At 57.8% G+C, this 23,732-nt stretch carries 25 protein-coding genes; 10 read left to right on the top strand and 15 right to left on the bottom strand.

What is annotated here, in order from left to right:
• Positions 1–126: 126 nt before the first annotated feature.
• The 5 genes from pqqA to QA643_RS26770 form a co-directional block, all read right to left on the bottom strand.
• On the bottom strand, positions 127–222 hold the full coding sequence (pqqA, locus tag QA643_RS26750) for a pyrroloquinoline quinone precursor peptide PqqA (RefSeq protein WP_283028752.1): 96 nt from the start codon (positions 220–222) through the stop codon (positions 127–129).
• A 136-nt stretch (positions 223–358) separates the two neighbouring features.
• Positions 359–988 carry a hypothetical protein gene (locus QA643_RS26755; RefSeq protein ID WP_283028753.1) on the bottom strand — a complete coding sequence of 210 codons (630 nt, stop codon included), beginning with the start codon at positions 986–988 and terminating at the stop codon, positions 359–361.
• Positions 985–1,479, bottom strand: a complete 495-nt coding sequence (locus QA643_RS26760) for a c-type cytochrome (RefSeq protein WP_283034941.1) — start codon at positions 1,477–1,479, stop codon at positions 985–987. Before QA643_RS26760 ends, QA643_RS26755 begins: the two co-directional genes overlap by 4 nt.
• 131 nt (positions 1,480–1,610) lie before the next feature.
• Positions 1,611–3,386: a PQQ-dependent dehydrogenase, methanol/ethanol family gene (locus QA643_RS26765; protein WP_283034942.1), complete on the bottom strand. Its 1,776-nt coding sequence runs from the start codon at positions 3,384–3,386 to the stop codon at positions 1,611–1,613.
• Positions 3,387–3,504: 118 nt separating this feature from the next.
• Positions 3,505–4,194, bottom strand: a complete 690-nt coding sequence (locus QA643_RS26770) for a copper chaperone PCu(A)C (RefSeq protein ID WP_283028754.1) — start codon at positions 4,192–4,194, stop codon at positions 3,505–3,507.
• Between the two features lie 504 nt (positions 4,195–4,698).
• On the opposite strand from QA643_RS26770, the gene QA643_RS26775 reads away from it, so the two are divergent.
• The 5 genes from QA643_RS26775 (at position 4,699) to QA643_RS26795 (ending at position 9,809) form a co-directional block, all read left to right on the top strand.
• The gene (locus tag QA643_RS26775) at positions 4,699–5,520 is read left to right on the top strand and encodes an enoyl-CoA hydratase/isomerase family protein (protein ID WP_283028755.1); all 822 of its coding nucleotides are present in this window, start codon (positions 4,699–4,701) and stop codon (positions 5,518–5,520) included.
• Positions 5,521–5,549: 29 nt separating this feature from the next.
• The gene (locus QA643_RS26780) at positions 5,550–6,929 is read left to right on the top strand and encodes a CaiB/BaiF CoA-transferase family protein (protein ID WP_283028756.1); all 1,380 of its coding nucleotides are present in this window, start codon (positions 5,550–5,552) and stop codon (positions 6,927–6,929) included.
• On the top strand, positions 6,926–7,369 hold the full coding sequence (locus tag QA643_RS26785; RefSeq protein ID WP_283028757.1) for a MaoC/PaaZ C-terminal domain-containing protein: 444 nt from the start codon (positions 6,926–6,928) through the stop codon (positions 7,367–7,369). The genes QA643_RS26780 and QA643_RS26785 overlap by 4 nt, the downstream gene beginning before the upstream one ends.
• 86 nt (positions 7,370–7,455) lie before the next feature.
• Entirely contained in the window at positions 7,456–8,490 is a 1,035-nt protein-coding gene (locus QA643_RS26790; RefSeq protein ID WP_283028758.1) for a helix-turn-helix domain-containing protein, read from the top strand.
• A gap of 182 nt (positions 8,491–8,672) precedes the next feature.
• Entirely contained in the window at positions 8,673–9,809 is a 1,137-nt protein-coding gene (locus QA643_RS26795; protein ID WP_283028759.1) for a glycosyl hydrolase, read from the top strand.
• Positions 9,810–10,022: 213 nt separating this feature from the next.
• Here QA643_RS26795 and QA643_RS26800 read toward each other — a convergent pair whose 3' ends face one another.
• The 7 genes from QA643_RS26800 to QA643_RS26830 all read right to left on the bottom strand — a co-directional run bounded on the left by QA643_RS26800 (position 10,023) and on the right by QA643_RS26830 (position 16,802).
• Positions 10,023–10,499 carry an Lrp/AsnC family transcriptional regulator gene (locus QA643_RS26800; RefSeq protein ID WP_283028760.1) on the bottom strand — a complete coding sequence of 159 codons (477 nt, stop codon included), beginning with the start codon at positions 10,497–10,499 and terminating at the stop codon, positions 10,023–10,025.
• A 451-nt stretch (positions 10,500–10,950) separates the two neighbouring features.
• Positions 10,951–12,111 (bottom strand): hypothetical protein, encoded by a 1,161-nt coding sequence (locus tag QA643_RS26805; protein ID WP_283028761.1) that lies wholly within the window; start codon positions 12,109–12,111, stop codon positions 10,951–10,953.
• 75 nt (positions 12,112–12,186) lie between these two features.
• The gene (locus QA643_RS26810; RefSeq protein WP_283028762.1) at positions 12,187–12,642 is read right to left on the bottom strand and encodes a MaoC/PaaZ C-terminal domain-containing protein; all 456 of its coding nucleotides are present in this window, start codon (positions 12,640–12,642) and stop codon (positions 12,187–12,189) included.
• 29 nt (positions 12,643–12,671) lie between these two features.
• Positions 12,672–13,787, bottom strand: coding sequence for a sn-glycerol-3-phosphate ABC transporter ATP-binding protein UgpC (ugpC, locus tag QA643_RS26815; protein ID WP_283028763.1), 1,116 nt, complete (start codon positions 13,785–13,787; stop codon positions 12,672–12,674).
• 23 nt (positions 13,788–13,810) lie between these two features.
• Positions 13,811–14,608, bottom strand: coding sequence for a carbohydrate ABC transporter permease (locus tag QA643_RS26820; RefSeq protein WP_283028764.1), 798 nt, complete (start codon positions 14,606–14,608; stop codon positions 13,811–13,813).
• Positions 14,605–15,459, bottom strand: coding sequence for a sugar ABC transporter permease (locus QA643_RS26825; protein ID WP_283028765.1), 855 nt, complete (start codon positions 15,457–15,459; stop codon positions 14,605–14,607). The genes QA643_RS26820 and QA643_RS26825 overlap by 4 nt, the downstream gene beginning before the upstream one ends.
• Before the next feature lie 47 nt (positions 15,460–15,506).
• Complete coding sequence (locus QA643_RS26830) at positions 15,507–16,802, bottom strand: extracellular solute-binding protein (RefSeq protein WP_283028766.1); 1,296 nt, start codon at positions 16,800–16,802, stop codon at positions 15,507–15,509.
• 593 nt (positions 16,803–17,395) lie between these two features.
• Here QA643_RS26830 and QA643_RS26835 point away from each other — a divergent pair.
• Positions 17,396–17,521: a hypothetical protein gene (locus tag QA643_RS26835; RefSeq protein WP_283028767.1), complete on the top strand. Its 126-nt coding sequence runs from the start codon at positions 17,396–17,398 to the stop codon at positions 17,519–17,521.
• Between the two features lie 1,142 nt (positions 17,522–18,663).
• On the opposite strand, the gene QA643_RS26840 is transcribed toward QA643_RS26835, so the two are convergent.
• Positions 18,664–19,164, bottom strand: a complete 501-nt coding sequence (locus QA643_RS26840; protein WP_283028768.1) for a hypothetical protein — start codon at positions 19,162–19,164, stop codon at positions 18,664–18,666.
• A gap of 334 nt (positions 19,165–19,498) precedes the next feature.
• On the opposite strand from QA643_RS26840, the gene QA643_RS26845 reads away from it, so the two are divergent.
• Complete coding sequence (locus QA643_RS26845) at positions 19,499–19,714, top strand: hypothetical protein (RefSeq protein WP_283028769.1); 216 nt, start codon at positions 19,499–19,501, stop codon at positions 19,712–19,714.
• Positions 19,715–19,805: 91 nt separating this feature from the next.
• On the opposite strand, the gene QA643_RS26850 is transcribed toward QA643_RS26845, so the two are convergent.
• Both QA643_RS26850 and QA643_RS26855 read right to left on the bottom strand, forming a co-directional pair.
• Positions 19,806–19,940, bottom strand: a complete 135-nt coding sequence (locus tag QA643_RS26850) for a hypothetical protein (RefSeq protein ID WP_283028770.1) — start codon at positions 19,938–19,940, stop codon at positions 19,806–19,808.
• A gap of 127 nt (positions 19,941–20,067) precedes the next feature.
• Positions 20,068–20,283: a hypothetical protein gene (locus tag QA643_RS26855; protein ID WP_283028771.1), complete on the bottom strand. Its 216-nt coding sequence runs from the start codon at positions 20,281–20,283 to the stop codon at positions 20,068–20,070.
• A 586-nt stretch (positions 20,284–20,869) separates the two neighbouring features.
• Here QA643_RS26855 and QA643_RS26860 point away from each other — a divergent pair.
• The 3 genes from QA643_RS26860 to QA643_RS26870 are packed head-to-tail and all read left to right on the top strand — an operon-like array spanning position 20,870 to position 23,731.
• Positions 20,870–21,646: a helix-turn-helix domain-containing protein gene (locus QA643_RS26860; RefSeq protein ID WP_283028772.1), complete on the top strand. Its 777-nt coding sequence runs from the start codon at positions 20,870–20,872 to the stop codon at positions 21,644–21,646.
• Complete coding sequence (locus QA643_RS26865) at positions 21,630–22,295, top strand: nucleotidyl transferase AbiEii/AbiGii toxin family protein (RefSeq protein ID WP_283028773.1); 666 nt, start codon at positions 21,630–21,632, stop codon at positions 22,293–22,295. The genes QA643_RS26860 and QA643_RS26865 overlap by 17 nt, the downstream gene beginning before the upstream one ends.
• A 32-nt stretch (positions 22,296–22,327) precedes the next feature.
• Positions 22,328–23,731 carry a HEPN domain-containing protein gene (locus tag QA643_RS26870; protein ID WP_283028774.1) on the top strand — a complete coding sequence of 468 codons (1,404 nt, stop codon included), beginning with the start codon at positions 22,328–22,330 and terminating at the stop codon, positions 23,729–23,731.
• The last annotated feature ends 1 nt before the right edge of the window (position 23,732 follow it).

The raw sequence follows: 23,732 nt of genomic DNA on the forward strand, positions 1-23,732 counted from the left end.
CTACATTCCAGTGAAAACGAGCTGACAGCGTCGCAAAGCTGCTCCAACTCGCAAGGTTACGGTACCCGTCCGCCGCTGACCTGCACCGGGCCGATCAGGCAACAGGCGAAATACCTCAAACGAAGTTTACCGTCGGGAATACCGAGCGCGGCTGGCACAGGCGTACATATTGATTTCCATGCCGACCGGCAGTTCTACGATCTTTGGCGCGTTCCACTTCATCTCTTTTTCCTGGAGAGGCTGAGCTTGGCCTGCGCATCGAGCACACGCCCTCTTGCATCCTCGGCAACTCTCCAAGCCCGAATGACGCAAGTTGAAGATCTGGGAAACCACAATGTACCGGCTCGGCAGAGGAGCCCTATTGCACCTTACGGGTAATCCGAACATAGGTCCGATCAATGAAGTCCCTGACGTCCCGGCCGGCTCGCCTGAACAAGTTGCGCTCGACGGTGAGCAACCGCTCGGGCAGCGCCTTTCTGCATGTCTCGTTGATGAAAACACCGCCGACCGGTTGCTCGTCGGCTTGCGCCTTCCCTTCGGTACATGTCCACCCTTCGCTGCCGTAACGAGACCTGACCTGCGCGGCGAGTAGAAAGGCCTTCTTCCGAGCATACAGTCTTGCATTCGGATCGGTTTCGATATCGAGGCCCGACACGACGCCCTTATTGTCAATGAAGACGGTCAAAAGCACGGGATGACCCGCAATTATCGTGCCTTCCCGGCTGGTCTCACGATCGAACTCGAAGCGAATTGCTCGTACCGCATCGGGCTCGGCCGCGCACTCATGCCACGCGGACCAAGCTGGCAGCTTGGCCTTATCCCTGGCGCAACTCAGATTCGCGTAGCCGGCGTCCGATGCTATGCTAATGGGTCTGCCAACGGTGATATCGCGAACATCATATTCGGGCTTGACCTGCGCGACAGCTGCTTGCATCCCAATGACAAGAAAGATTCCAACCGACATCAGGGTGCGACGTGCCGATTTCATTTCGAGCCCTCAATCACGGTCTTGCTGGATGATGCGGCACCCGCCTTGTAAATGTCACATACGCGCGAGGTGTTTCCAAAGAAGGTCGTACATTGCCCGTAGGTCGGCTCACCCGCGCCCTTAACGTGGGCGATCACATAGTCAGCAACCGCTGCGATGTCGTTCGGTCGCAGAAACGTGCTGCCCTCGGGCGGCATGCGTTCACCGAGATCCTGCCGCGTCATGCCGTAGCACTTAGTGGTGTCATAGGCGCCTCGCACGAAGAACGGCATGCCGGTCCCGGGTCGGCCGCAGGTCACGGTCTCGATGATCTGCTCCTTGGTGAGCTCGGTCTTGCGCAGCGACAGCGCATCACCGCCATAGCCGCCACCGCCATCGCCGTGCCATTTGTGGCAGCCCATGCAATTGGCCTTGCTGAATACCGCCTTACCGGCACTGGTCGGGTCCAACACTGGTGCTTGCGTCGACTGACCATGGGCGAGGTCTGGCATCAGAAGATTCAGCGCGACGACGCTCACGAGCAGGATACTCGCCGCCGCCGGAGATGCCTTGAAAGCCATCATCACGTCTCTTTTCGAAAGTGGTAGAGGGTCCCCGTTACGGACCCTCCTTTGCGGGCGCGTCAGAGCGCGAACACATAGAGCATCGATCCCGGCTGTATCTTCTTCAGCTCGCGCGTCGAATCGATGAACCATTTGTCCCAGGCGCCGCCCAGGCCGACCAGAATGGCGATGTACTGCTTGCCATCGACCGTAAAGGTCATTGGCGGTGCGTTGACGCCGCCGCCCGTGTTGAACTCCCAAAGTTTCTTCAAGGACTTTGCGTCAAGCGCCATCACCTCGCCGGACGGCTGACCACTGAAGACGAGGTCGGGAGTCGCAAGGATACCGCCCAAATTGGGGAACGGCGTTTCCATCTTTCCGGCGATCTTGCCGGTAGTCACATCGATCGCAGTCACGCTGCCGGTGATCCTGAACGGCTGGCTCGTGCCGCCGCCGGTCCAGAACTCGCGCGGCTTCAGTTTTTCCGGCGTCGTCACCTCGACCTTGACGCGATTGCAGCTCTCGATCACCGGGATGTACCAAAGCTTCAGGTCGGGATTATAGGCCGTCGGCGGCCAATTCTTGCCGCCCATGTTGCCGGGGCAGATGTCGGTCTCCATGTTGGTGCGGCTCGGCGTTACGGATGCGACGTAGGTCTGCACGGGCTTGTTCGGATCATACTCAATCGGCTTGCCGGTCTCCGGGTCGAGTCCCTTGGTCCAAGTGACCTTTTTGACGAACGGCAGACCCCACACGAACTTGCCGGTGGTGCGATCGATGGCGTAGGCGAAGCCGTTGCGGTCCGCTTCGAGCGCGAGCTTCCGCGGGCCACTCGGTCCGGGGATGTCGACTAGCACGTTCTCTGCCACGCTGTCGTAGTCATACGGATCGTTCGGCGTGTGCTGGTAATGCCATTTGATCTTGCCGGTCGAGGCATCAAGGGCCAACGAGCTGTCGGTGTAGAGGTTGTCGCCGGGCCGATAGGCGCTGTCCCAGTCAGGCCCGGGATTACCGACGCCCCAGATGATAGTGTCGGTGGCGGGATCGTAGCTGCCGGTAACCCAGGTCGAACCGCCGCCGGAGGCGGCCGCGTTGTTGCTGTCCTTCCAGGTGTCGCTGCCCGGCTCGCCCTTGCCCGAAATTGTGTGGGTGCGCCAAACCTCCTTCTCGGTGGTGAGGTCGGTCGCGGCGATCCAGCCACGGATGCCGTACTCCGCGCCGGCAACGCCGGTGATCGCCATGTTCTTGACGATCAACGGCGCGCCGGTGATCACTTCGCCCTTGTCCGGATCGGCGACAGTACGCTGCCAGGCGACCTGGCCGGTTTCCTTGTTGGTCGCGATCAGCCGGCCGTCAAGCGTGTGGGAAATGACAAGATCACCCCATAGCGCGACGCCCCGATTGTCGACGCCGCAGCAGGCCACGGCACCAGCCCAGTCACGGTCTGTCTTCGGATCCATCTTCCAGACCAGCACGCCACGGCCATCATGGGCATCGATCTTGTAGACCGAACCCCATCCATCGGTGACGTAGAGAAAGCCGTTCTCGGCAATGGGCGTGCCTTCCAGCCCGCCATGGCTCCAGATGCCGCCACCCTCGATGCCACCGAGGTGCATGGTCCAGGCGACCTTTAGCTTGTTCACGTTATCGCGGTTGATCTCCTTCAGACTGGAGAACCGGTGAGCCGAGTAATTCTGATGATGGTGAAGCCAGTTGCCTGGCTCCTTGTGAACGTTCAGCAGCCGTTCCTGACTGACTTCATCCGCGGAGACCGGCGCTGCCGCCATGATGCCTCCCGCGGCGATTGCAACCGCAAGCAGCCGCGCTCGCGTCGATGTTCTTGCGTGATCTGACAATCGCTCCATGAGTAGTCCCCTCCTTGGTATGTTTATGGGTGATCGAACGTCCGGCAAGCGTCCGCGCGTTCGGCTAAAGAAGCCTTAGCAAGCGGGCTCACCGGTCCGCTGTCTGAGATCAGGGCGTTCGTGAAATATGCACCTCCGTTTCTTTTGTTCCGGCTTTCTGGAAAACGACGGCGCATGTGAACGTCTCGCCGTGGACAAGTTTCTGCCGAGTCTGTAGCAGCATGACGTGGTATCCATCCCGCCGGAGCTCGAGCGTCTCGTTCTCCGGGATCGGAATGGACTTAATCGTACGCATGGCGGGCGCGCCTTCGCCGCGATCGACCGTGTGCTTTTCCGAAAAATTCGCGAAAGGACAGCGGATGCGCAGGATGGCGTCAGCTTCGGCTGCATCGTTTCTGATTGTCATCAAAAGCGGCAGATCAATACCGATCTGATCGGATGCGGCAACCCGGGCATTCGTCACCTTCAGCGCGTCGCCTGCCGCAGCAAACCCCGGCGTCAGCGTCAGCCCAACTCCGACAATCAGCCGGATCGCAAAGAGCCGTAATCCGCCACCACCGCGCACAATCCGCTTGCCGCGATCGATGTCGGCGCGGGCGCGAAGTTCGTAGCGATTGGTGTCCATGAAAGACGGAATCGCCAGCAGGCCGACATTATCCAGCTTGGCAAAGAGCTGCTGTGGAACGACCAGCAGCGGCGTGCCGGCCGATGCGACGGCAAGCGCGCTCGCAATTCCAACGCAGATCGCAATCGGCGCACTGGGCCCAAGAAGGACGACGCCAATACGAAGACCCCACACAATCGTTCTTCCCAAATGTTAGATGTGATATCGCCAAACGAGGCACATTGATCACGCCGAAACACGTTGATCACGCCGAATATGCGTTTTACGCCTTGGAGGGCTTTTTTGATACACAACGACTGCCGCCGATTGACCGAAAGTATTGGCGAACAGATCACAACGCGTTAGGACGCATTTCCGATTTTCTTGTACTTTTTTACCTGACATCGCCATCTGGATAGTGCGCCGATCCATTCGCTGCGGCGTGCAATCGCTTTTGGCGTGACAATGCTCGCCCTTCTGCGAAGCCCCCTGCGCGCGATTGCCGAAAAGTCCAAGCATTCGCCCAAGCCGTCCTAACGCTGCCACGCCGTCGCTTCTACCATTTGGAACAGTAAGCCCACACGTTCGCGGCGACCGAAGCTTGCTTGAAGGTTCGCGGATGCCGAGACGATCAGGAAGCGGCAGCTCGAAAGATCAATCCAACATCATGGTCGGCAGCACCCACCTGAAGGTTCTTTGATGCAAACAGCTGACGGTTACAGCCTGGTGCTGACGGAGCAGCTTGGCACCGTGCGCCTGCTCACCATCAATCGTCCCGACAAGCTGAATGCGTTCACGCCAGCGCTGATGCGTGAGTTGGACGACGTGCTTGAAGAGATTGCGCGGGATAGCGCGACCCGGGTCGTCATGATCACCGGCGCGGGTCAAAAGGCCTTTGTGGCCGGCAACGACATCGACGGCCTAATCGAGATGGATAGCGTCGAAGCCTATCGCGACATGCAAAGGGGGCAGCGCGTCCTGTTCAGGCTATATGAATTCGCAAAGCCGACTATCGCCATGGTGAATGGCTATGCATTGGGCGGCGGCTTTGAGCTCGCGCTGGCGTGCGACTTCATCGTCGCCTCCGATACGGCGCGGTTCGGCTTTCCGGAGATTACACTCAATACCATTCCTGGCTGGGGAGGAACGCAGCTCGCGGTGAAAAAGATGGGGTTGGCACGCGCCAAGCAAATGGTGCTGACCGGGCGCCACTATACGAGCGCGGAATGCCGGGCGTTTGGTTTCATTCATGTTCTCGCTTCCGCGCCGGAGCTGAAGTCGGCAGCGCTGGCCTTTGCCGAACAGCTGTCGATGCACGATCCGTTCGCCATGGAAATCGCCAAGCGGACCGTCAACCGCGCCGGCGAAATCCCGCTGAATGCGGGACTGGATCTGGAGGCCGCGAACTACGCCGTCAACTTCGGCACCACAGCCGCCCGGGCGGGTTTGCGCGCCTTTGCCACGCGTCGCAAGCCTAACAATGCGCTCACCGACAATCCGACTTCCTCGAAATCCAAGTGATCTCATGAGCATGCCCCATGGGCTGAACAATGACCCGCGATTCCATTCGGCGTTTCGCGGAAAACCAGATCGCACCGCGATCGGAGCAGCATCCCAAGCTGCTGGAAAGCGCGGAAGGAAGACCTGCGCATGATCATCTCGTCGAACTATTCGCGCAAAGAAAGCAAAGCTGTAGGCGTCCAAATTTAGAAATAACTTCGGATCAAGAGGTTTCCATGCTCAAGGGCATCAAGGTTTTGAGTTTCACGCACTTTCTGCAGGGGCCTGCGGCTGTGCAGATGCTCGCGGACGCCGGCGCGGACGTAATTAAGATTGAGCCTCCTGGAGGCGCATTTGAACGCGGCTGGTCTGGCTTAGATGCTTTCAAGGAAGGCGTGAGTATTTTCTTTTTGCTCGGCAATCGCAACCAGCGGAGCCTGTCGCTAGATCTTCGTAACGAAAAGGCGAAGAAGATCGTATTGCACATGGTGCGCGAAGCCGACGTGCTGGTTGAGAACTACCGACCGGGCGTCCTGGAGCGGCTTGGCTTCGGCTATGCAGATATGAAGGCGGTCAACCCCCGCCTCGTTTATTGCTCCTGCTCGGGCTATGGATCGTCCGGCCCCTACTTGAAACGGCCTGGCCAGGACATGTTGCTGCAGGCGATGAGCGGGATGACCATGCTCACGGGCGGGGCCGACGCGCCGCCAACCCCGGTTGGCTCCGCAATTGTCGATCAGCACGCCGCCGCGCTGGCAGCGTTCGGCGTCGTTTCGGCGCTGCTTTCGCGTCAGCTCACCGGACGCGGCGCGCTGGTGGAGAGCAATCTTCTCAATGCCGCCCTCGATCTGCAGATTGAGCCATTTACCTATTATCTCAACAAGGGCCGGCTCTGGGCTCGCACGGATCCGCCACTGGGCAGCCGCTTCCACCCCGCTCCGTACGGGATCTATCGCACGGCGGACGGCTGGATAGCGATTTCGCTGACCCCGATATCGCAGATGGCAGCGGCACTCGACTATCCGCCGCTGGCAGCTTTCAACGACCTTAAGGATCCGATGCGTCGGCGCGACGAGATCCATCACATTATCTATGAGCGCGTGCAGACCCGTAAAACGGCGGAGTGGATACAGATCTTCGATGCCCACAACATCTGGCACGCGCCCGTGAATGACTATGAGGAGGTCGAAACCGATCCGCAGGTCGCACATAACAAGATGATCATGACGGTCGAGCACCCTCAAGCGGGCGAGGTGCGGCTCCTAGCGCACCCGGTCCGCTACGACGGCGAGGCGCCGCCGCTACGGCGATTGCCGCCGCGACAAGGCGAACATACCAGGGAAATCCTATCCGAGCTCGGCTATGCAGCGGACGAGATCGACGCATTGCGTGACGGCGGAATAGCCATCACCGAGAAGGCCGTGCCGTGATCATCGCAAAGAAGCCGGCATTCTGGCAGGTACCGAGCTTCAGCAAGTTCGACATTGGCCGAACGCACACCGTGACGCGCACGTTCAGCGAAACGGAAGTTGACGCATTCGGCTGCCTCTCAGGAGACCTCAACCCATTGCACATGAATGACGAATTCGCCTCGCATTCCCCGTTCGGCAGGCGGGTCGTGCACGGTCTGCTCACGGCGGCCCTGGTGTCGCGGACGCATAGCGGACTGACCGGACCCGGATTTGCCTATGTCGGACAGGAACTGCCATTCCTGAAATCCGGGGTTCATCGACAAGATCACGATGGAGGTCACTACTGTCTGCAAGAAGGAAGCCAAGCGATTCTGATCTTGGATACGATGGTCCGCAAACACACGGGCGAGGCGGTCCTCAGCGGACTTTCGGCTTACAGGTGTCTGAGCTTCAGATAGGTTTGGTTGCACTGCAGCAGAAATTCATCAGATGCTGGATGCTCAAAACACGGGCTGGCTTATTGCCGTCAGCGAGGCTATAAAGAATGTCTGAAATCGTTTTCAGAACTCAACGATCACTAGCCATGGCGTCCGCAGAGCCGATGGATGACGCAGAAGGACCAATTCCGGCGAGGCTAAGTCAACGACCGGCGGCAGTCCGTTCCTTCTTTTCACGGGGCCAGCCAGCGCACCGGCAACCATGTTGTTCACTGCCGGTCGTGAAGATCGAGCATTATGATTACGGCTCCGAGATCAAGTCGCTCAACATCCATTTTGCTCCCCTGGAGAAGATGAAATCGACGCTGCCCTACCCGCATCGGCACGACTTCTATCACATCGTATGGGTGACCCGCGGCACCGGCTGCCATATCATCGACTCCGTCAAATATGAGGTCCGGCCGAACAGCCTGTTCTTCATGGCCCCAGGGCAGATCCACGATTTCACGCTCTCAGAAGACGCGATCGGTCACACCATCAGCTTCAGCCCGGAATTCTTCGCTCTCAGAGTCCACAACAGGCATTCGCTCATCGACATTCCGATCTACAGTATCGAAAATTTCAACAATGCCCTTTATCTGGACGATATGCAGGCCGAGAGTCTCCGCCAGATCACGGACGCCATGATCGAAGAATACACGGCGGAGAAGACCGGGCATGAGGATGTGATCTGGTCCTATTTGCGGATCTTCCTCACGAAGACGTCGCGTATAGCCGTACCTTGCGCCATCGCCGACCTGTCGTCCCGAAACCTGCTCCTGTCACGCCGCTTCAAGAGCGCGCTAGAGAAGAATTTCGGCACCATAAACGAGACGGCGGAATATGCCAGGCTTCTGAAGGTGACCGAGCGCGCGCTGAACGAAGCCACTCGCCAAGCCCTTGGTTCAACCGCCGCCCAGCTCATTCGCGAGCGGATCATGCTGGAAGCCAAGCGACTGCTGCTGCACTCCGATATCAGCGTGGCCGAGATCGCCGATCGTCTCGGCTTCGAGGACCCGGCCTACTTCAGCCGCTGTTTCAAGAAGCACACCACCCGCTCGCCGATCGAATTCCGCCAGAGCCTCGCCACGCTAAACCTCTGATCCGATCGCTGAATAAACCAAAATGGTTGCCCTCCAACCGATCGGGCGGTCGCTACGAAGATCTCACCTAGCCTTTTGTTCTCTCGGAAAGAAGCATGCTGGACCCCACCAATAATTCGATCGAGCTCACTGCCGCGCAGCGGCGACTGTTCACCGAGATCTTGGACGTCATGGCTCGCAAAGTGGCCGAAGACGAGCCGACATTGGGCGTCGAATTTCCGCATGTCACGGCACCAGACGGCTCCTGGATTAAGCTGCCAGCTTCGCTGTCGGCTGGCTATGACGGCGAAGCCTGGAGCCACGGCAACTGGCTGTGCGGCTTCTGGGTGGGCCTGCTGTTGACTTCTTATCTGCATACCAATGAGACGAAATACCTGATCTGGGCGCGCGAACGCATGCGGCTCGTGGCTCAGCGCGCCGACGACCCCAACACCCATGATATCGGCTTCATATTTGACAGCAGCGCTATTCCCGCGCACGTGATCACCGGCGATCGCTGGTATGCAGATATCGCGATGAAGGCGGCCGGCAAGCTGCGGGCGCGGATTATCACAACGCGAAGCGGCGCGTATCTCGCCTCCTGGGGGCCGCTGGAGGACCCCCGCGGCCAATGCAGTTCAGCGATCGACACCATGGCTAATCTCTCGCTGTTGTATTGGGCTACCAATTATAGCGGCGATCGCAGCTATCGCCTGGCCGCCGAAGCGCATGCCGACATGACCGCAAAGGCTTTCATTCGCCCTGATCATTCCACCTATCATGCGATTGAGTACGACGTGGTGAGCGGCGCGCGGAAGCGCGGCTATACGTTCCAGGGAGCAGGCAACGAATCCGCCTGGGCCCGCGGTCAGAGCTGGGCGATCTACGGGTATGTCAACTCCGCGCGGGAGACCGGGCAGCGCCGATATCTGGACCTCGCCGAACAGCTTGCAAATTACCATATGAAGCGGCTCGCTGGACGCCAGATCCCGCCGTGGGACTTCGATGCGGCGGAGGCCGACGCGGAAATTAAGGACACGGCAGCAGCGGCCGTGATCTCATCCGCGTTGCTCGAACTGGGGCGGCTGCATCCCGATCGTACCGCAGCTGCAGCGTGGATTAACAAGGGATTGGCGATGCTGGAAGCGCTATGCCGCAATGAGTTTGCGCGAGAGGGGTCGCATCGCGGCTTATTGAAGAATTCCTGCTACTCGAAGCCTCACAATGAGGGTGTGCGCAGCGCGACCATGTTCGGCGACTTCTTCTTCGCCGAGGCGTTGTGCCGCGTCATGCTGCCCGGTCAGTTCCGACCTCTGAAGGCGGTGCCGACACTCGCGTGAGGTGAACTGGCGTTGCCGACGTGATCTGCCCGGCAGGTGCGACTTCCGGTTCCGAACCCGCTCGCAATCCGTCAACGACACTTTCTCGATAGTCGCACATTCAGCCGGCTTTCCACAATTAAGGCCTTTTATAACAGCCACACGGCCTGAGCTCGGCCGCCGAGTGTTCTCCAGCGGGAGCTTAAACCGCTGGCCGCCCCTAAGCCGTGCTGGTCACCAGCATGCGATAGAAGCCATTGGTAAAGTGAAGCCGGCTTTGACCCTGTCCAAAACGACCATACTTTCAACGCGCTTTATGTCTGGGTTTTCGTGTACTAGACACCGAGTGAAGTGCTCGTACTCTTCCAAATTATTTGCTGTTACTAGGAGAACGAAGTCGGTCGGTCCGGTAACATAGAATCCGCTCATCACTTCAGGCATTTTGCGGATTGCCCGCTTAAAGCTATCGATTATGTCGGTCCGATCACGCTCAAACGAAATGAGAACCAACAAGCTCAGGTTCCGTCCGATTGCTTTTGGGGAGACGATTGAAACGTCGCCTTCTATGATGCGGCCCGATCGTAGGCGTTTCAGTCGGCGCTGAACTCCGGATGCAGACAAACCGACCTTCGCGCCGAGTTCTTCACTGCTCAGGCGATTGTTGCGCTGCACGAGGTCAAGAAGACGAGCATCGATTTTGTCGAGTTGCATGGCTGGGACCATGTTTAAGAGATCGAAATCGGGAAACCTGATGAGCAGTTCGCGATCGGACGAGTTAGCAGAGTAAACGTCGGAAGCGCCTATGCGCACTCTCGCTGCGGGATCAGCTTAAAGATGTCTCGGCGCAGCCAAATTGTTTATCGATGCCGTCAAACCGAAACTCCAGTGCTCGCGGCCGGCGACGTGCGAGGGCAGACATCGACCACTGTGTCGCGCTTCTTGACCGACCACAGCAACTGCTCGGAACAATTGACCAGAATCTGCCGTCGACACGCTGGTCGATCGTGCAGTCAAGAACACGGTTCTGGCCTCCGAGGTCGAGGTCACCGCTTTCCGTGAACTGGGTGGAAGCGACCGAGAATCGGCCGCTGTAGACCGGAGACGCTGCTCTTGTCATGACATGCTTCCCACGTATCGGGAGAGGTGAGTTCGATCGATACGTCTAGATCTTTTCCGCTTCGATCAAACCATCGAGAATGTTCAGCGACTCCAGCAGATAATAGGAGCCGAAGATCGTCTCAGCATTGGTCGCGGAGTCCCGCGCGCGGGCGTCGCGTCGTTTGTTGAAGCAGGCGCCGACCAGCATGCCCTGCGGACGATCCTCCCCTGCCCCGACTGGCGTAAGATAGCCGTCAATCAGAGCTCGTGCCGTGCGCTCGCCTGCGTCCTGATATTTCGCGCGGAGATCAGCGGAGGGCGCAAGCCGCCCAAGCTTGAGCAGCGCCGAGCAAGCGATTGCCGTAGCCGCCGTATCGGTTTCGGTATTGGGAATCGCGGGATCATCGAAATCCCAGAACGCTACAAGGCCGGGCGGCACATGCGACAGCCACCAGTCGGCGCCCGCGATCAACTGCTGCATCCAGCGCTTTTCCTGCGGACAATGAGCAAGCGCGATTGCGACATAGACAAGACCCCAGGCCTGCGCCCGCCCCCAAATGCTGCCTTCGCTAAAGCCCTTGTGAGTAAAATGGCGAACGACCTCGCCGTTCGCCGAATTGAGCTCGCTCGACTGTAGGATCGAGCCATCGGTCCGCATGTGAATGTCCAGCACTCGCGTCGTATGTCGCGCGGCGATGTCGGCGAATGAAGCTTCTCCTGTCCTGTTCGCTGCCCAGAACAGAAGTGGAACCGCCTGCATAGAATCGATACTGCTGAAGGAATTGCCTACGTCCTGCGACTCCTCGGCGTCACCCCCGAGCGGAATGAGGTCTAGCCTCGTGTCGAATTGGCTTTTCAGCGATTGCGCAGCATCGAGCGCCAACGCCGCGGCATCCTTGTCCGCGCACAGGAGGTCGCCTAGTGCAACGCCGTAGTAGAACCCAAAACCCTTGAATGCAGTTTGCAGATGCGCCCGCGGCTTGAGCCGGCTGCTCCACAGCGCTGCAGCATCCAGGTATCTGGAGTTCCCCGTTCGTCGCGCAAACCACCACAACATGCCCGGCCACGCGCCGCCGGTCCAGTCGCCGTCGACCGTCGTCGTCCACTTTCCCGTCGCGGCATCGGCCCAATGCGGAAAATCAGATTGTAGGCTATCGAGCGTCTGATCGACCCGGCAGCGCATCCGCTCGATCGCCTCTCCCCATCGCGGCTTTGCTGTGCTCACCATTTCCCTCCAGTTCTCGTTCCAACCGCCTTTTCCATCTACAAACATCTGCGATCGCCCTCTGCACGGGATCGCCTAGGACGCCGCCCTGTTCGTCGCGTTACGCGTCCATCTGAGGTGATGCTTGGCTACGGCGACGAGTTCGCCAAGTTGATTGGTGACGTCCACATTGGCGAGCGTGCGGCGGCGCTCCTCGTCGATTCCGCTGATGGTACAGGTCACCGTCACTGTGTCGTTGATGTAAACGGGTTTTAGAAACCGCACGCCATCGTAGCCGAGCGATACAGGCGTTGAATCGGCGCCCGTCCGCAGGCTTTCTTCAATCATTCGGGTCGAGGCTGCTGATATGAATCCGACCATCAACGCGCCATGGGCAATACGCTTGCCGTAAATCGAATGGCTCATGAATTCGTCGTCGATGTGGTTTTGCGCGAGATCTCCGGTCAGACCCGCAAAGAGATAGATGTCGGACTCTCCGACTGTTTTCGAAAATCGAACGCAATCGCCGACCTTCGCCCGCATCGCAGTCATTGTTCTTGCCTAACCGCCGTTCGCTATTTTCAAAGTGCAGGACGCGCACATTCTAATCGCCGTTCCGTTTTATGATCGAAACACTGCAGCGCCTTGCCATCCACCCAGAACTGCACCTTGGCATGAGGGCTGACCTCGGTCTCTGGCGAAATACGCGACGCCATGATCGTGCTGTCCGCAACCTTGAGAGCGATCACCAGTTCCGAGCCAAGCTGCTCGGTAACGGTGACGACACCGCTGAAGGATGAACCCGCCTTGTCGGATGGAATGCCAAGACGGATATGCTCGGGCCGGATACCCAGAGTAACCGTTTTGGCGCCATGCTTGCGCAGGACGGCCGCCTGTTCAAGCGGCAACTCGACTTTGAAATCCTTCGCCTGCGCCGATATGACGCCGCGTTCTTCGACAAGCTCGACTTCCATAAAGTTCATGGCAGGCGCCCCAATGAAGCTCGCAACAAACCGGTTGGCGGGCCGATTGTAGATCTCCAGCGGCGTGCCGATCTGCTGAATCCAGCCGTCCTTCATGACTACAACTCGGTCGCCAAGAGTCATCGCCTCGACCTGATCATGGGTGACATAGACCGATGTGGTAGGCACGCGCTCGCGCAGCGCCTTGATCTCGATCCGCATCTGCGCACGGAGCTTGGCATCTAGGTTCGAGAGCGGTTCGTCGAATAGGAAAACTTGTGGGCGTCGAACGATACAGCGTCCAAGAGCCACACGCTGCTGCTGGCCGCCGGAAAGTTGAAATGGCTTGCGAGCCAGGAGCGGCTCCAGACCAAGCATTTGCGTCGCGCGGGTGACTTCGCTCCTGATTTCCACCTCCGGGACTTTGCGATTTCGCAACCCGAATGCCAGATTATCAAACACCGTCATGTGCTGATAAAGTGCATAGTTCTGGAACACCATCGCGATGTCACGATCCTTTGGCGGCACGTCATTGACGACTTTGTCGCCGATTCGGATAGTCCCTGCGCTGATGCTCTCCAGACCCGCGATCATGCGAAGCGTCGTCGACTTGCCACATCCGGATGGACCAACAAGCACCACGAATTCACCGTCCGCGATACTGATGTTGACCTCGTGGACAACCTGAAATGTGCCGTACTTTTTTACGATATCATGTAGAGCGATCTGCACCATAACCTTCCTCTGAGCCGCGCCTGCTACATCTGTAGCCCGCGAATGACGTATTTCTGACCAAAGCTGGTCACCAGCAGCGCTGGCATCATCGCAAGCACGGCCGTCGCGCTCATCAAATTCCATTCCGTTCCGGTCTCGGTGACGAATTGCGCCATAGTCGATGTGATGAGGGGCGTGCGTTTGCCTGAAAGGATCAGGACGAACAAAAACTCATTCCACGTCGAGAGCCAGCAAAGGATCGCCAGCGCGGCTATCCCGGGCATTGCAGCGGGTAGCGCGACGCGACAGAATGCACCCCATCGTGTGCAGCCGTCGATCAGAGCCGCATACTCCATCGACGGGTTGATGCCGTCAAAAAACCCCTTCATCAGCCATGAGAAGAAGCAGACGTGCACCGCGATGTGCGGCAGTAACAGACCGAGATACGTATCATAGATCCCAAGGCGGGTATTGACCAGATACAGCGGCAGCACCCAGGAGATGTAGGGAACGGTACGGAAGAGATAGATGGTCGCAAACCAGCTGCGCTGGATCCAGCCGCCGAAGCGCGACAGCTCCGTAATGCCAAGCGATAGAATGGTCGCTAATGTTGAAAGCACGAAGCTGTTCCAGACCGCTTCCAACATCTGGGACTGATGAAGCACTTCGACGAAATTGTTGAGCGTGAAATTGGTGCCGCGCCAGATGTAGAATACGCCCGACGCGGGACGGAGCGACGTAACGCCCAAGATCACGATCGGCCCGACGAACAGAACGAATATCGCGGCGACGCTGATCGCAAAGATAGCACGCCGCAGACTACCAAGTGCGAGCGCAATCATCGCGACACTTCCACGCTTCGGTTGACGAGCTTATAGAGGACGCCCCCAACAAATAGCATGATGATCGCGCCGACCCCGGCGGCGGCCGCGCCGCGACCGATGTCCAGATCAACAAAAGCCAGAACATAGGTGTAGACGCTGAATACTTCGGTTGATCGAGCAGGTCCGCCACCCGTCAAGATCCAGACCTGGTCGAAAGTGCGAAACGCGTCAATTGCGCGAATCAGGACACAAACAATGATCACCGGACGCAGCATTGGCAGCGTGAGGCGCCTGAAGATGCACCACGGCGTTGCGGCATCGATCCGGGCGGCCTCGAACGGTTCGGGCGGCAAGCCCTGCAATGCGGCCAACAGGATGATGGTGAACCACGGCGTCCAGATCCAGATGTCAGTCATGATGACTAGCGCAAAGCTCGGCCAGCGGTCGGAGAGCCAGGCGATATCGGGAGCGCCGACATACGAGAGGAAGGTAGTAATTACACCGAACTGATCGTTGAAAGACCACCTCATCATGGTCGCGGTGATAACAGGCGCGATCGTCAGCGGCAGCAAGATGATGGTCCGCACAACCGCACGGCCCAAGAACGAACGGTTGAGCAATGATGCCAGCGCCAGGCCGAGTGCAAGGGACACGCCAACCGAGGCGACCATCAGGAGAAACGTATTGGGCAACACGATCTTCAAGAAGACAGGATCGGTAAAGACGGCGACGTACTGCTTCAGGCCGACCCAGGTCCTTTGCGGGTTGACGAGCGACCAGTCGCGGAAGCTCGCATTCATTCCGATCAAAATCGGAATGATTTCGAAACAAGCGAGAACAATCCCAGCCGGCGCGATGAGGAAGAGCATGAAACGCTCTTTCTCATCGAATCCAAATTTCGTGGAACGAGCACTCATCAGTCGTTAGCCGCAGCGCCGGCACGAATAGCATCGGAACCGGCCTTAAGGGTAGCAGCAATGTCCTCACGCTTGCCCTTCATTGCGCGGATCAGCGTGTCCGAATAGACCTTGTGCACGGTTGCCCAATTGCGGAAATAGTAGGCAGCATGGACATGATCAGGCGTGAACAGGATCATGTGGAGCCTGCGCCAGGTCGGGTCGTTCTTTTCGAGCGTGGGCCAGACGTCGGTATTTGGCGGCGGCGCTCCGGTCTGATTCCATTGCTCGATCTGACCGTCAGAATCGCCGAGCATCGCGCCAAGCAGCTTTTTGGCCACGGCCTTGCGATCATTTTGGAGGGTTTTTGGGATTGACCAGCCCCAGACGTCGATCCAGGTGCGCAGGCCGTCGCTCATCGGGCCGACGGGAAACGGCGCAATGCCGACCCTTCCTGCTACGGATGATTTCTCGGGGTTATTGAAGGCGCCGAGGAACGTGGTGTCCGCCACCGTAAAGGCGGCATCACCAGCCTGAAAGATCGCATTTGCCTCATCGCGCGAATAGGTCGTCATGCCCGATGGGCTTATTTTCTTGCTGTTGAGAGCATCCCACCAAAATTCCGCGGTCTGCACCTGGCACGGAGAGTAAATCATCGGCTTCCAACCGTCGGCCGCAAGCTTCTTGTTGTCGCGCTCATACGCGGGCGCATAGATGTCGCAATTGTTGTTCCAGAGCGTCCACCAAAAGCTGAAGAACGTGTTGGTGTAACTCATGCCGCCGACATAGCCCCACTTTACTTTCTTTTCGGACTGCAAAGTCTGACTGATCTTGACGAGATCATCCCATGTCTTAGGCAGCTCCGCCTCGGGAACGAGGTCGGTGCGATAGAACAGAATGCCGGCCGTAGTCGTCATCGACACCGCCGTCGTCTTTCCGTCGGCAGTATGGAACGGCTCAAGCTGCCCCACCTCGACCTTGCGGGCATTGAGAACGTCGTCGAGCGGTTCAAGATACTGGGCGAGATCCTGTCCCCAGTCGTCATTATTCCAAATGATGTCGCATTGGTCGCTCGCCCCCGAGGTCAGCATCTGAGTGATCTTCGGCAAATAGACGGTATAGGAAGTTACCGTCTTCTTCAGCTTGACACCTTGCTTGTTTGCCCATTTCTCCAGGATCGCGACGTTTGCGACTTGCACTGGATGATTGATGTAACAGATGCTCAGCGCTGTTTCAGATTGCGCGGCTGTTGAAGCGAAGGCACTAAACGCGCCGCCGACAAGAAGCGCACGCGCGAGCTTATTTTCTCTTCGCATGGTTTTCCTCCTCTAGGCAAAGCGTGCTTCTGCAGAAGCTTGTTCTTGTTCACTTGAGAATGTCACAGAGCCGACGGGCCCCTGTTGTAGAGAACTAACGTTCCGTTGAATGAAAGTATTGGCGGACAGAGCGCCCCGCGTTAGGACGCCTTTCCGAATTTCTTGTACTTTCTTGCGCTACATCGGCATCGGGATGGTATGATCCGTTCGCTGCGACGCACAATCGCTGACAAGTGCGCGCATTCTGCCAGCCTCTTGCGTGCGGTTGCCGAAAGCTAAAAGTGTTCGCACAGCTGTACTAAGGTTGGCGTGCCGTCGCTTGAATTTTTGAAAGAGTAAGCCCAGACCTCCCGGCAGCCGAAGCCTGCTTCCAGTTCGCGTGGCAAGGCCATCAGGAAACCGGCAGCTCGAAAATCAAATCCAACATCATTGCTAAACGACCTGAACTACGATTGGCGATGCCGCCAACGTCACAAAGATTGTGACTGATATGATGTATATGCATCCGCCGGCATCGTTGGTCTATGACGTCCACTCGACGATCGATACGCCAAGACCACGCGTTTTGAGAAATGGATCTGCAGGAAACACTCTTGGTCGCGTTTCTGTCCACTGAAGAATACATCGCAGAAGGCTCGCGCCTGTTCATCATCAATCCTCCTGGCAAGCTGAACGCCGGCGCTGATGTGCGAGCTGGACGATACCCGACACCATATTGAGGGGTATCGTCGTAAAGCCGAACCGCGTCGTCTGCGAGGTGACGATAACGTCCCAATTTGAGCAAGACCTGCAGACGATTGCAGTGGCCGCCGTATTCGTCTCTTTATCGGAGATTGCCGGATCCTAGAAATCCAGAACGGTTACCAGGCGGGCCGGCACATGCGACAGCCACCAGTCGGTCGAAACGCAATGCCGCCTCGCCCGCAAGCGTAAGGATCAGCTGACTTCGAAAGGTCCACCACTCCGATACAGGGGCTGAAGGCCATGAGCCGTGCGAGCCATATCGCCAGATCCGAGCGCGCTGCAACGAGCGTTCACTTGCTCGTAGCGAATGTTCATCGCGCGACAAGCAGCAAGCCCCGCATCGCCCTCCGCTGGTTTCTGGCCGTAGTCGATCGTACGATACAGCGCCGAAACAAATTTCCCACGGCGTAGCCGACGTCGAATATCGTCCCCCCTCAAGCCCATTCAGGATGGCGAAGACCGCGTCGGAACGTTCGAGCCCAGCGATCTCCGCCGGTCCGACGATCGACGCTGGCCCAGGACTAACTTCGTGAAGTGGTGAAAAAACAAAAGCGCCCCAGGCGCGAAGTTGATCGCTCGGTGCAGCCAGGTAGACCGTGCCCTTCGTTGGCACGACGGGCTCGTAAATCAGAGCTCTGTAGATCGGCGATACGCGGACTAGGCAGCGTTCGCGTATCGCAGTAGACGTCGACGGCGCGCGAGGCGAGATCGGCCGCCCTGCGGTGCATCCATGCCGTGACATCCCCGCAGCGCGGCAAATGTCGCGGAAAAGACATCGCCAGATCCTATCTTCCAAATGTGCGTGGAGCGGTAGGCTGGGATCACGGACGCCCGCTGCAAGTGGTCACGGTTGCCCCACTGCCCACCATCTTCACGATACCGACTTCTGCCAAGCCACTGGTGGCGGTGGCGCAGGCGTGCGGGTTGTCGCAACCGAGACCTTAGCAAGGCATTGAATCGAAACATAAAGCTCGCGAAGAAGACGGCGGCAATACTGTAATTTTGGCTTACCGCGCCCACCGAGACGGCGTTAATTCGAGCGGGATGGAGCCCAACGATTATGATCGAGCCGCTTGCCGAGATCGCGCTCAAGAAATGTACGGCCGAAAAGGCCGGCTCAATTAGTTGGCGAAGCGGTGGTCTCGCGCGCGCTGGAGGTGACCTGCGGCAGGGCAAGCATGAAGGCATCGACCAGCCGACGCCGCCATGGCTGCGTCATCATCGAGAACTTGCCTTCGAGCAACGCCGCCTTTTCGCGGGCTCCCATGGTCTCAGTGGTTGCTTTAAGCAGCTCGGCCAGCAGCTTGTTGGTGCGCTCGCTTTCGCGCTCGAAATCGCCGCGGTAACCGCTGGCAATCATCTTCATCTCCGCGAGCTCGGCCTCCAGAGTATCGATCTGCTGCTTGAGGGCGGTGACCAGCTGCTGACCGGTCTGCGCTTGCGGCGGACGGGATATGGGGGAATGGTTGATTTCGGTGAGATCGACTTGGACGAGCGCCTTCCCATCATTGGCGCGGATACGAGGCCAGCGATGTCGCTTCACCAGGGCACGCGCAGCCTCCGGAGAAACCTTGAGCCTTTCGCCCAACTCGGCATACGACAACATCTCGACGGGCATCAGATCCGCTCCGTTTGGCCCCCGGATATGGCAGATCGTAACGATCCATGGTTAACCGGGGGTTTATTGCGGGACAGAGCTGGGCGCTTGCGCGCAACAAGAAAAAGGCGCCTATTGCGTCCTTCTGCATTCTTCGTTGGCTTTAAAGGTTTGATAGTCGGAGCGAGAGGATTGAACCTCCGCCCCCTAGTCTCCCAGGCGGGCTAAAGATTGAATTTGCTAGAGAAGTTGTGGAAACCGCTGGTACTGAGTCCCATTGTAGTCCATTGCTTTTCGTTTTAGTTGTAAACGAATTTCGATATGCCAGCACCGGGGTGCCCGCGGAGTTGTAGTGATGGTGAAGGACCTTGACGACCTCTCGCGTGTAGCAGTGATCGAAATCGACGAGTCGGCCGCAATCATAATTGAGCAGATCGATGACGAGATCACACTCTCTATCGCTAGCGTTGTGGGCGTTCATTTTCAGGTGACGGCCGAACAGGCGCTCAAGCTCTCCGAGGCCCTGGTTATTGCCGCTGAGAATGCGGCAAAATCCCGTGCATCAACCTAGGCGTAGTTCGCGCAACAAAAAAGGCGCGGAGTGATCCGCGCCCGATGTTACTTTCGATGCTGCGTCGCGATCAAAAGCTACAGAGCGTCGATTATTCTCGCCGGATAATGTGCAGGCGATCGGGAATGTCGTTCGCATCCCCTTCCGCTTTGATTATGTGGACATGCTCGGCGCGGACGTCCCGCTCATCAAGTGGCTCGATCTTGGCCAGTTCAAAATCCTGCATCCACTCTTCGTAGGATTGCCCCACGTCTGACTTGCGCCATTCCTCCGATTTTTGAAGTCGCCGCAGGTCTCCTGCTCAACGGCATCAAAGATAACGTTGTGCTCTTCGGCCGTCCCGTTATAGCAACCTAGAGCTTGTAGCAGCCGGTGCGGAAAAATGCCTTGCGCTGCATTTCGAGCGCCTGGCCAGCAGTGCAAATGCTTTCGCGAGCGGCTTGGATTTGGGCGAGATAGGCCGGATCGATTTCAGTTTGCATTAGCGCAATACCTCTCATCGGTTGATTGCAAGGCGTCCCACCTAGAAGCAAGAAAATAGGAATGCGATAGGAAGAAATAGGAAACATATATGCACTGCAACAAAAGGGCCGCGGGCGAGCCAGTGGTCGGTGAGACTGTTTGCAGTATAGGCCGGATCGGCGTCACGGGTGACATGTTCCGCCTCGTGACGATTCATCACCGCAAGGCGGCGAGCGCAAGATCCAATGGGCATCGAACAATGGCGCACTGAACGCGATTGGGAGTTGTAGACAGCTACATCGGCGCCACGACCGCATCGCCCTCAAGCATTCCCCTATCGCGGCCAAAATGCGCGAGACTGGAACAACCCAGTCAATCCTGGCGAGCGCGTGCGAATTGTCGCAGCCGCATCTCAGCAAGGTACTGAATAGAAAAGTAAAATTGGCGAAGAAGACAGCAGCAAAGCTCGAATTTTGGCTCACCGCGCCCACCCATGAGCCCGCCGCACCCCTCGCCTAATCGCGACGAAACTGGAGAGCTCGCGCCAAAGCGCAGAATGCAATTATGCAATTGCTGGCGGCGGTCGAGGACCGGCTAAAGCCGTGAATTCAACAGCAAACTGCAGAATTGACGGCTTGTTAAGGGATCTTCCAGATATTACATTTGCTTCACTTATTGCAGATGGAGGCTATCATGGCCGAAGATCTGATCCGCCTGAAGATTGAAAGTAACGATCGTGACGAGGCGCGTAAGGGAGCCGACTTCCTGGATCGCGCCGCGATACTCGAACACGGCGGTCTTTTCGTCACCCAGGCTGATGGCGAGATACTCGCGGCAGAAATGCCGCCATCCCTGCTACGTGCGATGAAAAGCACTCTCACGGCGCTGGCTGAAACAGGTGAGGTTCTCCTTCTCAGGTCAGACCCCGAAATCTCACCCGAGAAGGCGGCCGAAATCCTAGGCATCTCACGGCCATTGGTCTATCAGCGGATGGATTCGGGCAAGCTTCCTTTCCGGTTGGTCGGAAGGCACCGACGTGTTCTCGTCAATGACGTCATGATCCTGAAGCGGCTTGAGGATCGCCGGCGCGGCTTGGCGGATGCGCTTGATTTCGATCCAGACGAAGCGACAAGTCCCGCGACAAAACCGGTGACGACCAGCCATCCCTTTTCCAATCGCGCCTTCAGACCACATGATATTGATGAACTCGTTCTCGGCACCACGAACGCTCCGTACCGCCGAACTATGAGTGCGACCGATCTGGTGGCTAGCATCTCCTCGACGGATTGGCGGAATTGGATCGCACATGCCGCAACGTTCTTCACGGAAGTACGACCCGAGCTTGTTCTGGAGTTTGCTCGGCGCCACGCTATTCCCATTCAAGACCTGGCGGCTTCCTATGAATCGATGAAGTCCACAACCGGCGAAAGCAGCCCAGCATTGGAGAGCGCACTTGAGCGGGTGGCGTAAACTCCTTGGTCGAACGCTCGACGGGCTCTCGGCCCTCAAACAGCAGGGGCAGCCGGTCCCCAATTGGGTGCTGGGCGGCGGCACAGCCCTGATGCTCTACACTGACCATCGGCTGAGCCGGGACATCGATGCGTTCATCGATGACCCGCAATATCTTGCCTTGTTGTCCCCAGACACCACCGACGTATGGAGCTGCACAGATTGGGACACGACCGCCCACTATATCAAACTCAGATATCCCGAGGGAGAGATCGACTTCATCGTCAGCGGGACTCTCTCGGACCTTGACCCGGTTGAAAAAGAAATTGACCTGACGTCAATTCGAGCGGGATGGAAGCCAACGATTATGATCGAGCCACCGGCCGAGATCGCGCTCAAGAAAATGTACCATCGCTCAACGATTCTGAAGCCGCGCGACATCTTTGATATCGCCGTCGTCAAGAAGAATTATGGCGACACCCTCACCGCAAACCTGGGCGCAGTTACTTTGAAGAAGAAAGACCTTCTTCAGCGCGTCAATGGCATCCGTGTCGACTACCTCAAGGCCGACCTTGCAGAGCTCGACATCCAGCCTGGGTGGGAGCATGAGCAGGAGACTTGCCTCGAAACCGTTCGCACACTCCTGGCGCTGATTCCGGAAGCTGGCTAAGTGTCAAATCGTTCGCGCTGGCGGGGGGATTCTTGGCAGCACCTAAAATTGCGATTGTTTCGACACCTAAAGGGAAGTCGATACAGCAATCCGAAAACTTTCTCGCAGCAAAACATAATCAACTGAGTTGTCTGGAGTCCGTCGAGGACCTTGTCCTCGATGAGACCAAGCTCAGCGAAGGCGATCGGCAGGCAATCGAGCACCACATCTTGAACATTCGCGCTGCTACCGCGCGGGCGCTGTGGTCGAAAGAAATATACGTCGGCCCTTCTCTCCTGGATGAGTTCGTATTCAGCACCGCCAAACAAGGGGGCCCTGGCGTCGCGGCCCGCGTGCTGACTAACCTCGCAACCGCAGGAGCGGAAACGCCCGGATTCGTCCTTTACCCCTTGACGAGCTTCGGCATGAAAATGTCCGGCCGGTTCCAGCCCGATCCAGCTCTGAAAGACTACATCGTCTTCCGAGCCGCGGGGTTCGCCGCGAGTACACAGGTCAATTCAGTCAAGGCTGGCTATGAGCGCCTCGCCGAGATGGCACGCGCACTCGGCGTCCGAGGAAAAATAGACCGGTGGGACATCGAGCACTTTGCTCATAGCGCGACCTGGATCCGCAGCAATCCCCTTCTGCTGGTACGACTTACGTCGCATACCGGCGACATGTACGAAAACCAGTTCGTCTATAAGCTCAAAATCCGATCGGCTGCTTCAGCACTACTGATGCTTCACGCACTTTCGCTCGAAAGCCATGGCTCGATCGACAAATTTCGTTCGACCTTGCACGTCAACAATTTTCAGACTCTCGATATTCGCCATTACCTGATCGGTGAGGGATTGCCGAATGGGAAGATCTCGACCCGACGAGTCCCCATGAATGTCTCCCCTCTCGATCTCGTTAGGCTGTCAGACGTCGCAGCTACGATCTCGAGTGAGGCAATGGCGACCTCGCGGATGAAGCGTTTCGAAACTCAGATTGTGGCCGCACTGAAGACCGTCGAGCGCGGCTATTTTCAACACGTCAACCTGACAAGCAAGTCCAAAGCCCAGGCGCGCTTTTACAAGCGCCTCGTCACGGCCCTCGATTGGTTCCGACAGTCGTTCGGCTCACATGCAAACGAGTCCGAAGCCGTCGTCGCGCTCGCCGTCGCGTTCGAGACGCTGCTCACGGACAGCTATCAGCCTGGCGTTGCGGACCGCATGATCCGACGCGTAGGCATTTGCCTGAAGGGCTTTCCTAGAATAGCACAATATAAGCAGAGTGTGCGTGACGTCTATTATGCCCGAGGTAGCATCGTTCACACCGGAGAGCTCGGGCAGACTGCCAATGTCGCCAACGCGCAAGCGGCATTTACGCGCTGTTTCTGCAGCATCGCCTCGCGTATTGCTTCATGGACACCCACAGCGAACGACCCGATGAGGAACCTGTTGGGCGACACGTGAA

It is taken from the genome of Bradyrhizobium sp. CB3481, assembly GCF_029714305.1.
Lineage (GTDB): Bacteria > Pseudomonadota > Alphaproteobacteria > Rhizobiales > Xanthobacteraceae > Bradyrhizobium.

Excerpts from the sequence above, each read along its gene's own strand:
- pqqA (WP_283028752.1), bottom strand. The coding sequence starts at position 222 with ATGAAGTGGAACGCGCCAAAGATCGTAGAACTGCCGGTCGGCATGGAA.
- QA643_RS26755 (WP_283028753.1), bottom strand. The coding sequence starts at position 988 with ATGAAATCGGCACGTCGCACCCTGATGTCGGTTGGAATCTTTCTTGTC.
- QA643_RS26760 (WP_283034941.1), bottom strand. The coding sequence starts at position 1,479 with ATGCCAGACCTCGCCCATGGTCAGTCGACGCAAGCACCAGTGTTGGAC.
- QA643_RS26775 (WP_283028755.1), top strand. The coding sequence starts at position 4,699 with ATGCAAACAGCTGACGGTTACAGCCTGGTGCTGACGGAGCAGCTTGGC.
- QA643_RS26780 (WP_283028756.1), top strand. The coding sequence starts at position 5,550 with ATGACCCGCGATTCCATTCGGCGTTTCGCGGAAAACCAGATCGCACCG.
- QA643_RS26790 (WP_283028758.1), top strand. The coding sequence starts at position 7,456 with ATGTCTGAAATCGTTTTCAGAACTCAACGATCACTAGCCATGGCGTCC.
- QA643_RS26800 (WP_283028760.1), bottom strand. The coding sequence starts at position 10,499 with ATGCAACTCGACAAAATCGATGCTCGTCTTCTTGACCTCGTGCAGCGC.
- QA643_RS26810 (WP_283028762.1), bottom strand. The coding sequence starts at position 12,642 with ATGACTGCGATGCGGGCGAAGGTCGGCGATTGCGTTCGATTTTCGAAA.
- ugpC (WP_283028763.1), bottom strand. The coding sequence starts at position 13,787 with ATGGTGCAGATCGCTCTACATGATATCGTAAAAAAGTACGGCACATTT.
- QA643_RS26820 (WP_283028764.1), bottom strand. The coding sequence starts at position 14,608 with ATGATTGCGCTCGCACTTGGTAGTCTGCGGCGTGCTATCTTTGCGATC.
- QA643_RS26825 (WP_283028765.1), bottom strand. The coding sequence starts at position 15,459 with ATGCTCTTCCTCATCGCGCCGGCTGGGATTGTTCTCGCTTGTTTCGAA.
- QA643_RS26830 (WP_283028766.1), bottom strand. The coding sequence starts at position 16,802 with ATGCGAAGAGAAAATAAGCTCGCGCGTGCGCTTCTTGTCGGCGGCGCG.
- QA643_RS26840 (WP_283028768.1), bottom strand. The coding sequence starts at position 19,164 with ATGCCCGTCGAGATGTTGTCGTATGCCGAGTTGGGCGAAAGGCTCAAG.
- QA643_RS26845 (WP_283028769.1), top strand. The coding sequence starts at position 19,499 with ATGGTGAAGGACCTTGACGACCTCTCGCGTGTAGCAGTGATCGAAATC.
- QA643_RS26850 (WP_283028770.1), bottom strand. The coding sequence starts at position 19,940 with ATGCAGGATTTTGAACTGGCCAAGATCGAGCCACTTGATGAGCGGGAC.
- QA643_RS26855 (WP_283028771.1), bottom strand. The coding sequence starts at position 20,283 with ATGTTTCCTATTTCTTCCTATCGCATTCCTATTTTCTTGCTTCTAGGT.
- QA643_RS26860 (WP_283028772.1), top strand. The coding sequence starts at position 20,870 with ATGGCCGAAGATCTGATCCGCCTGAAGATTGAAAGTAACGATCGTGAC.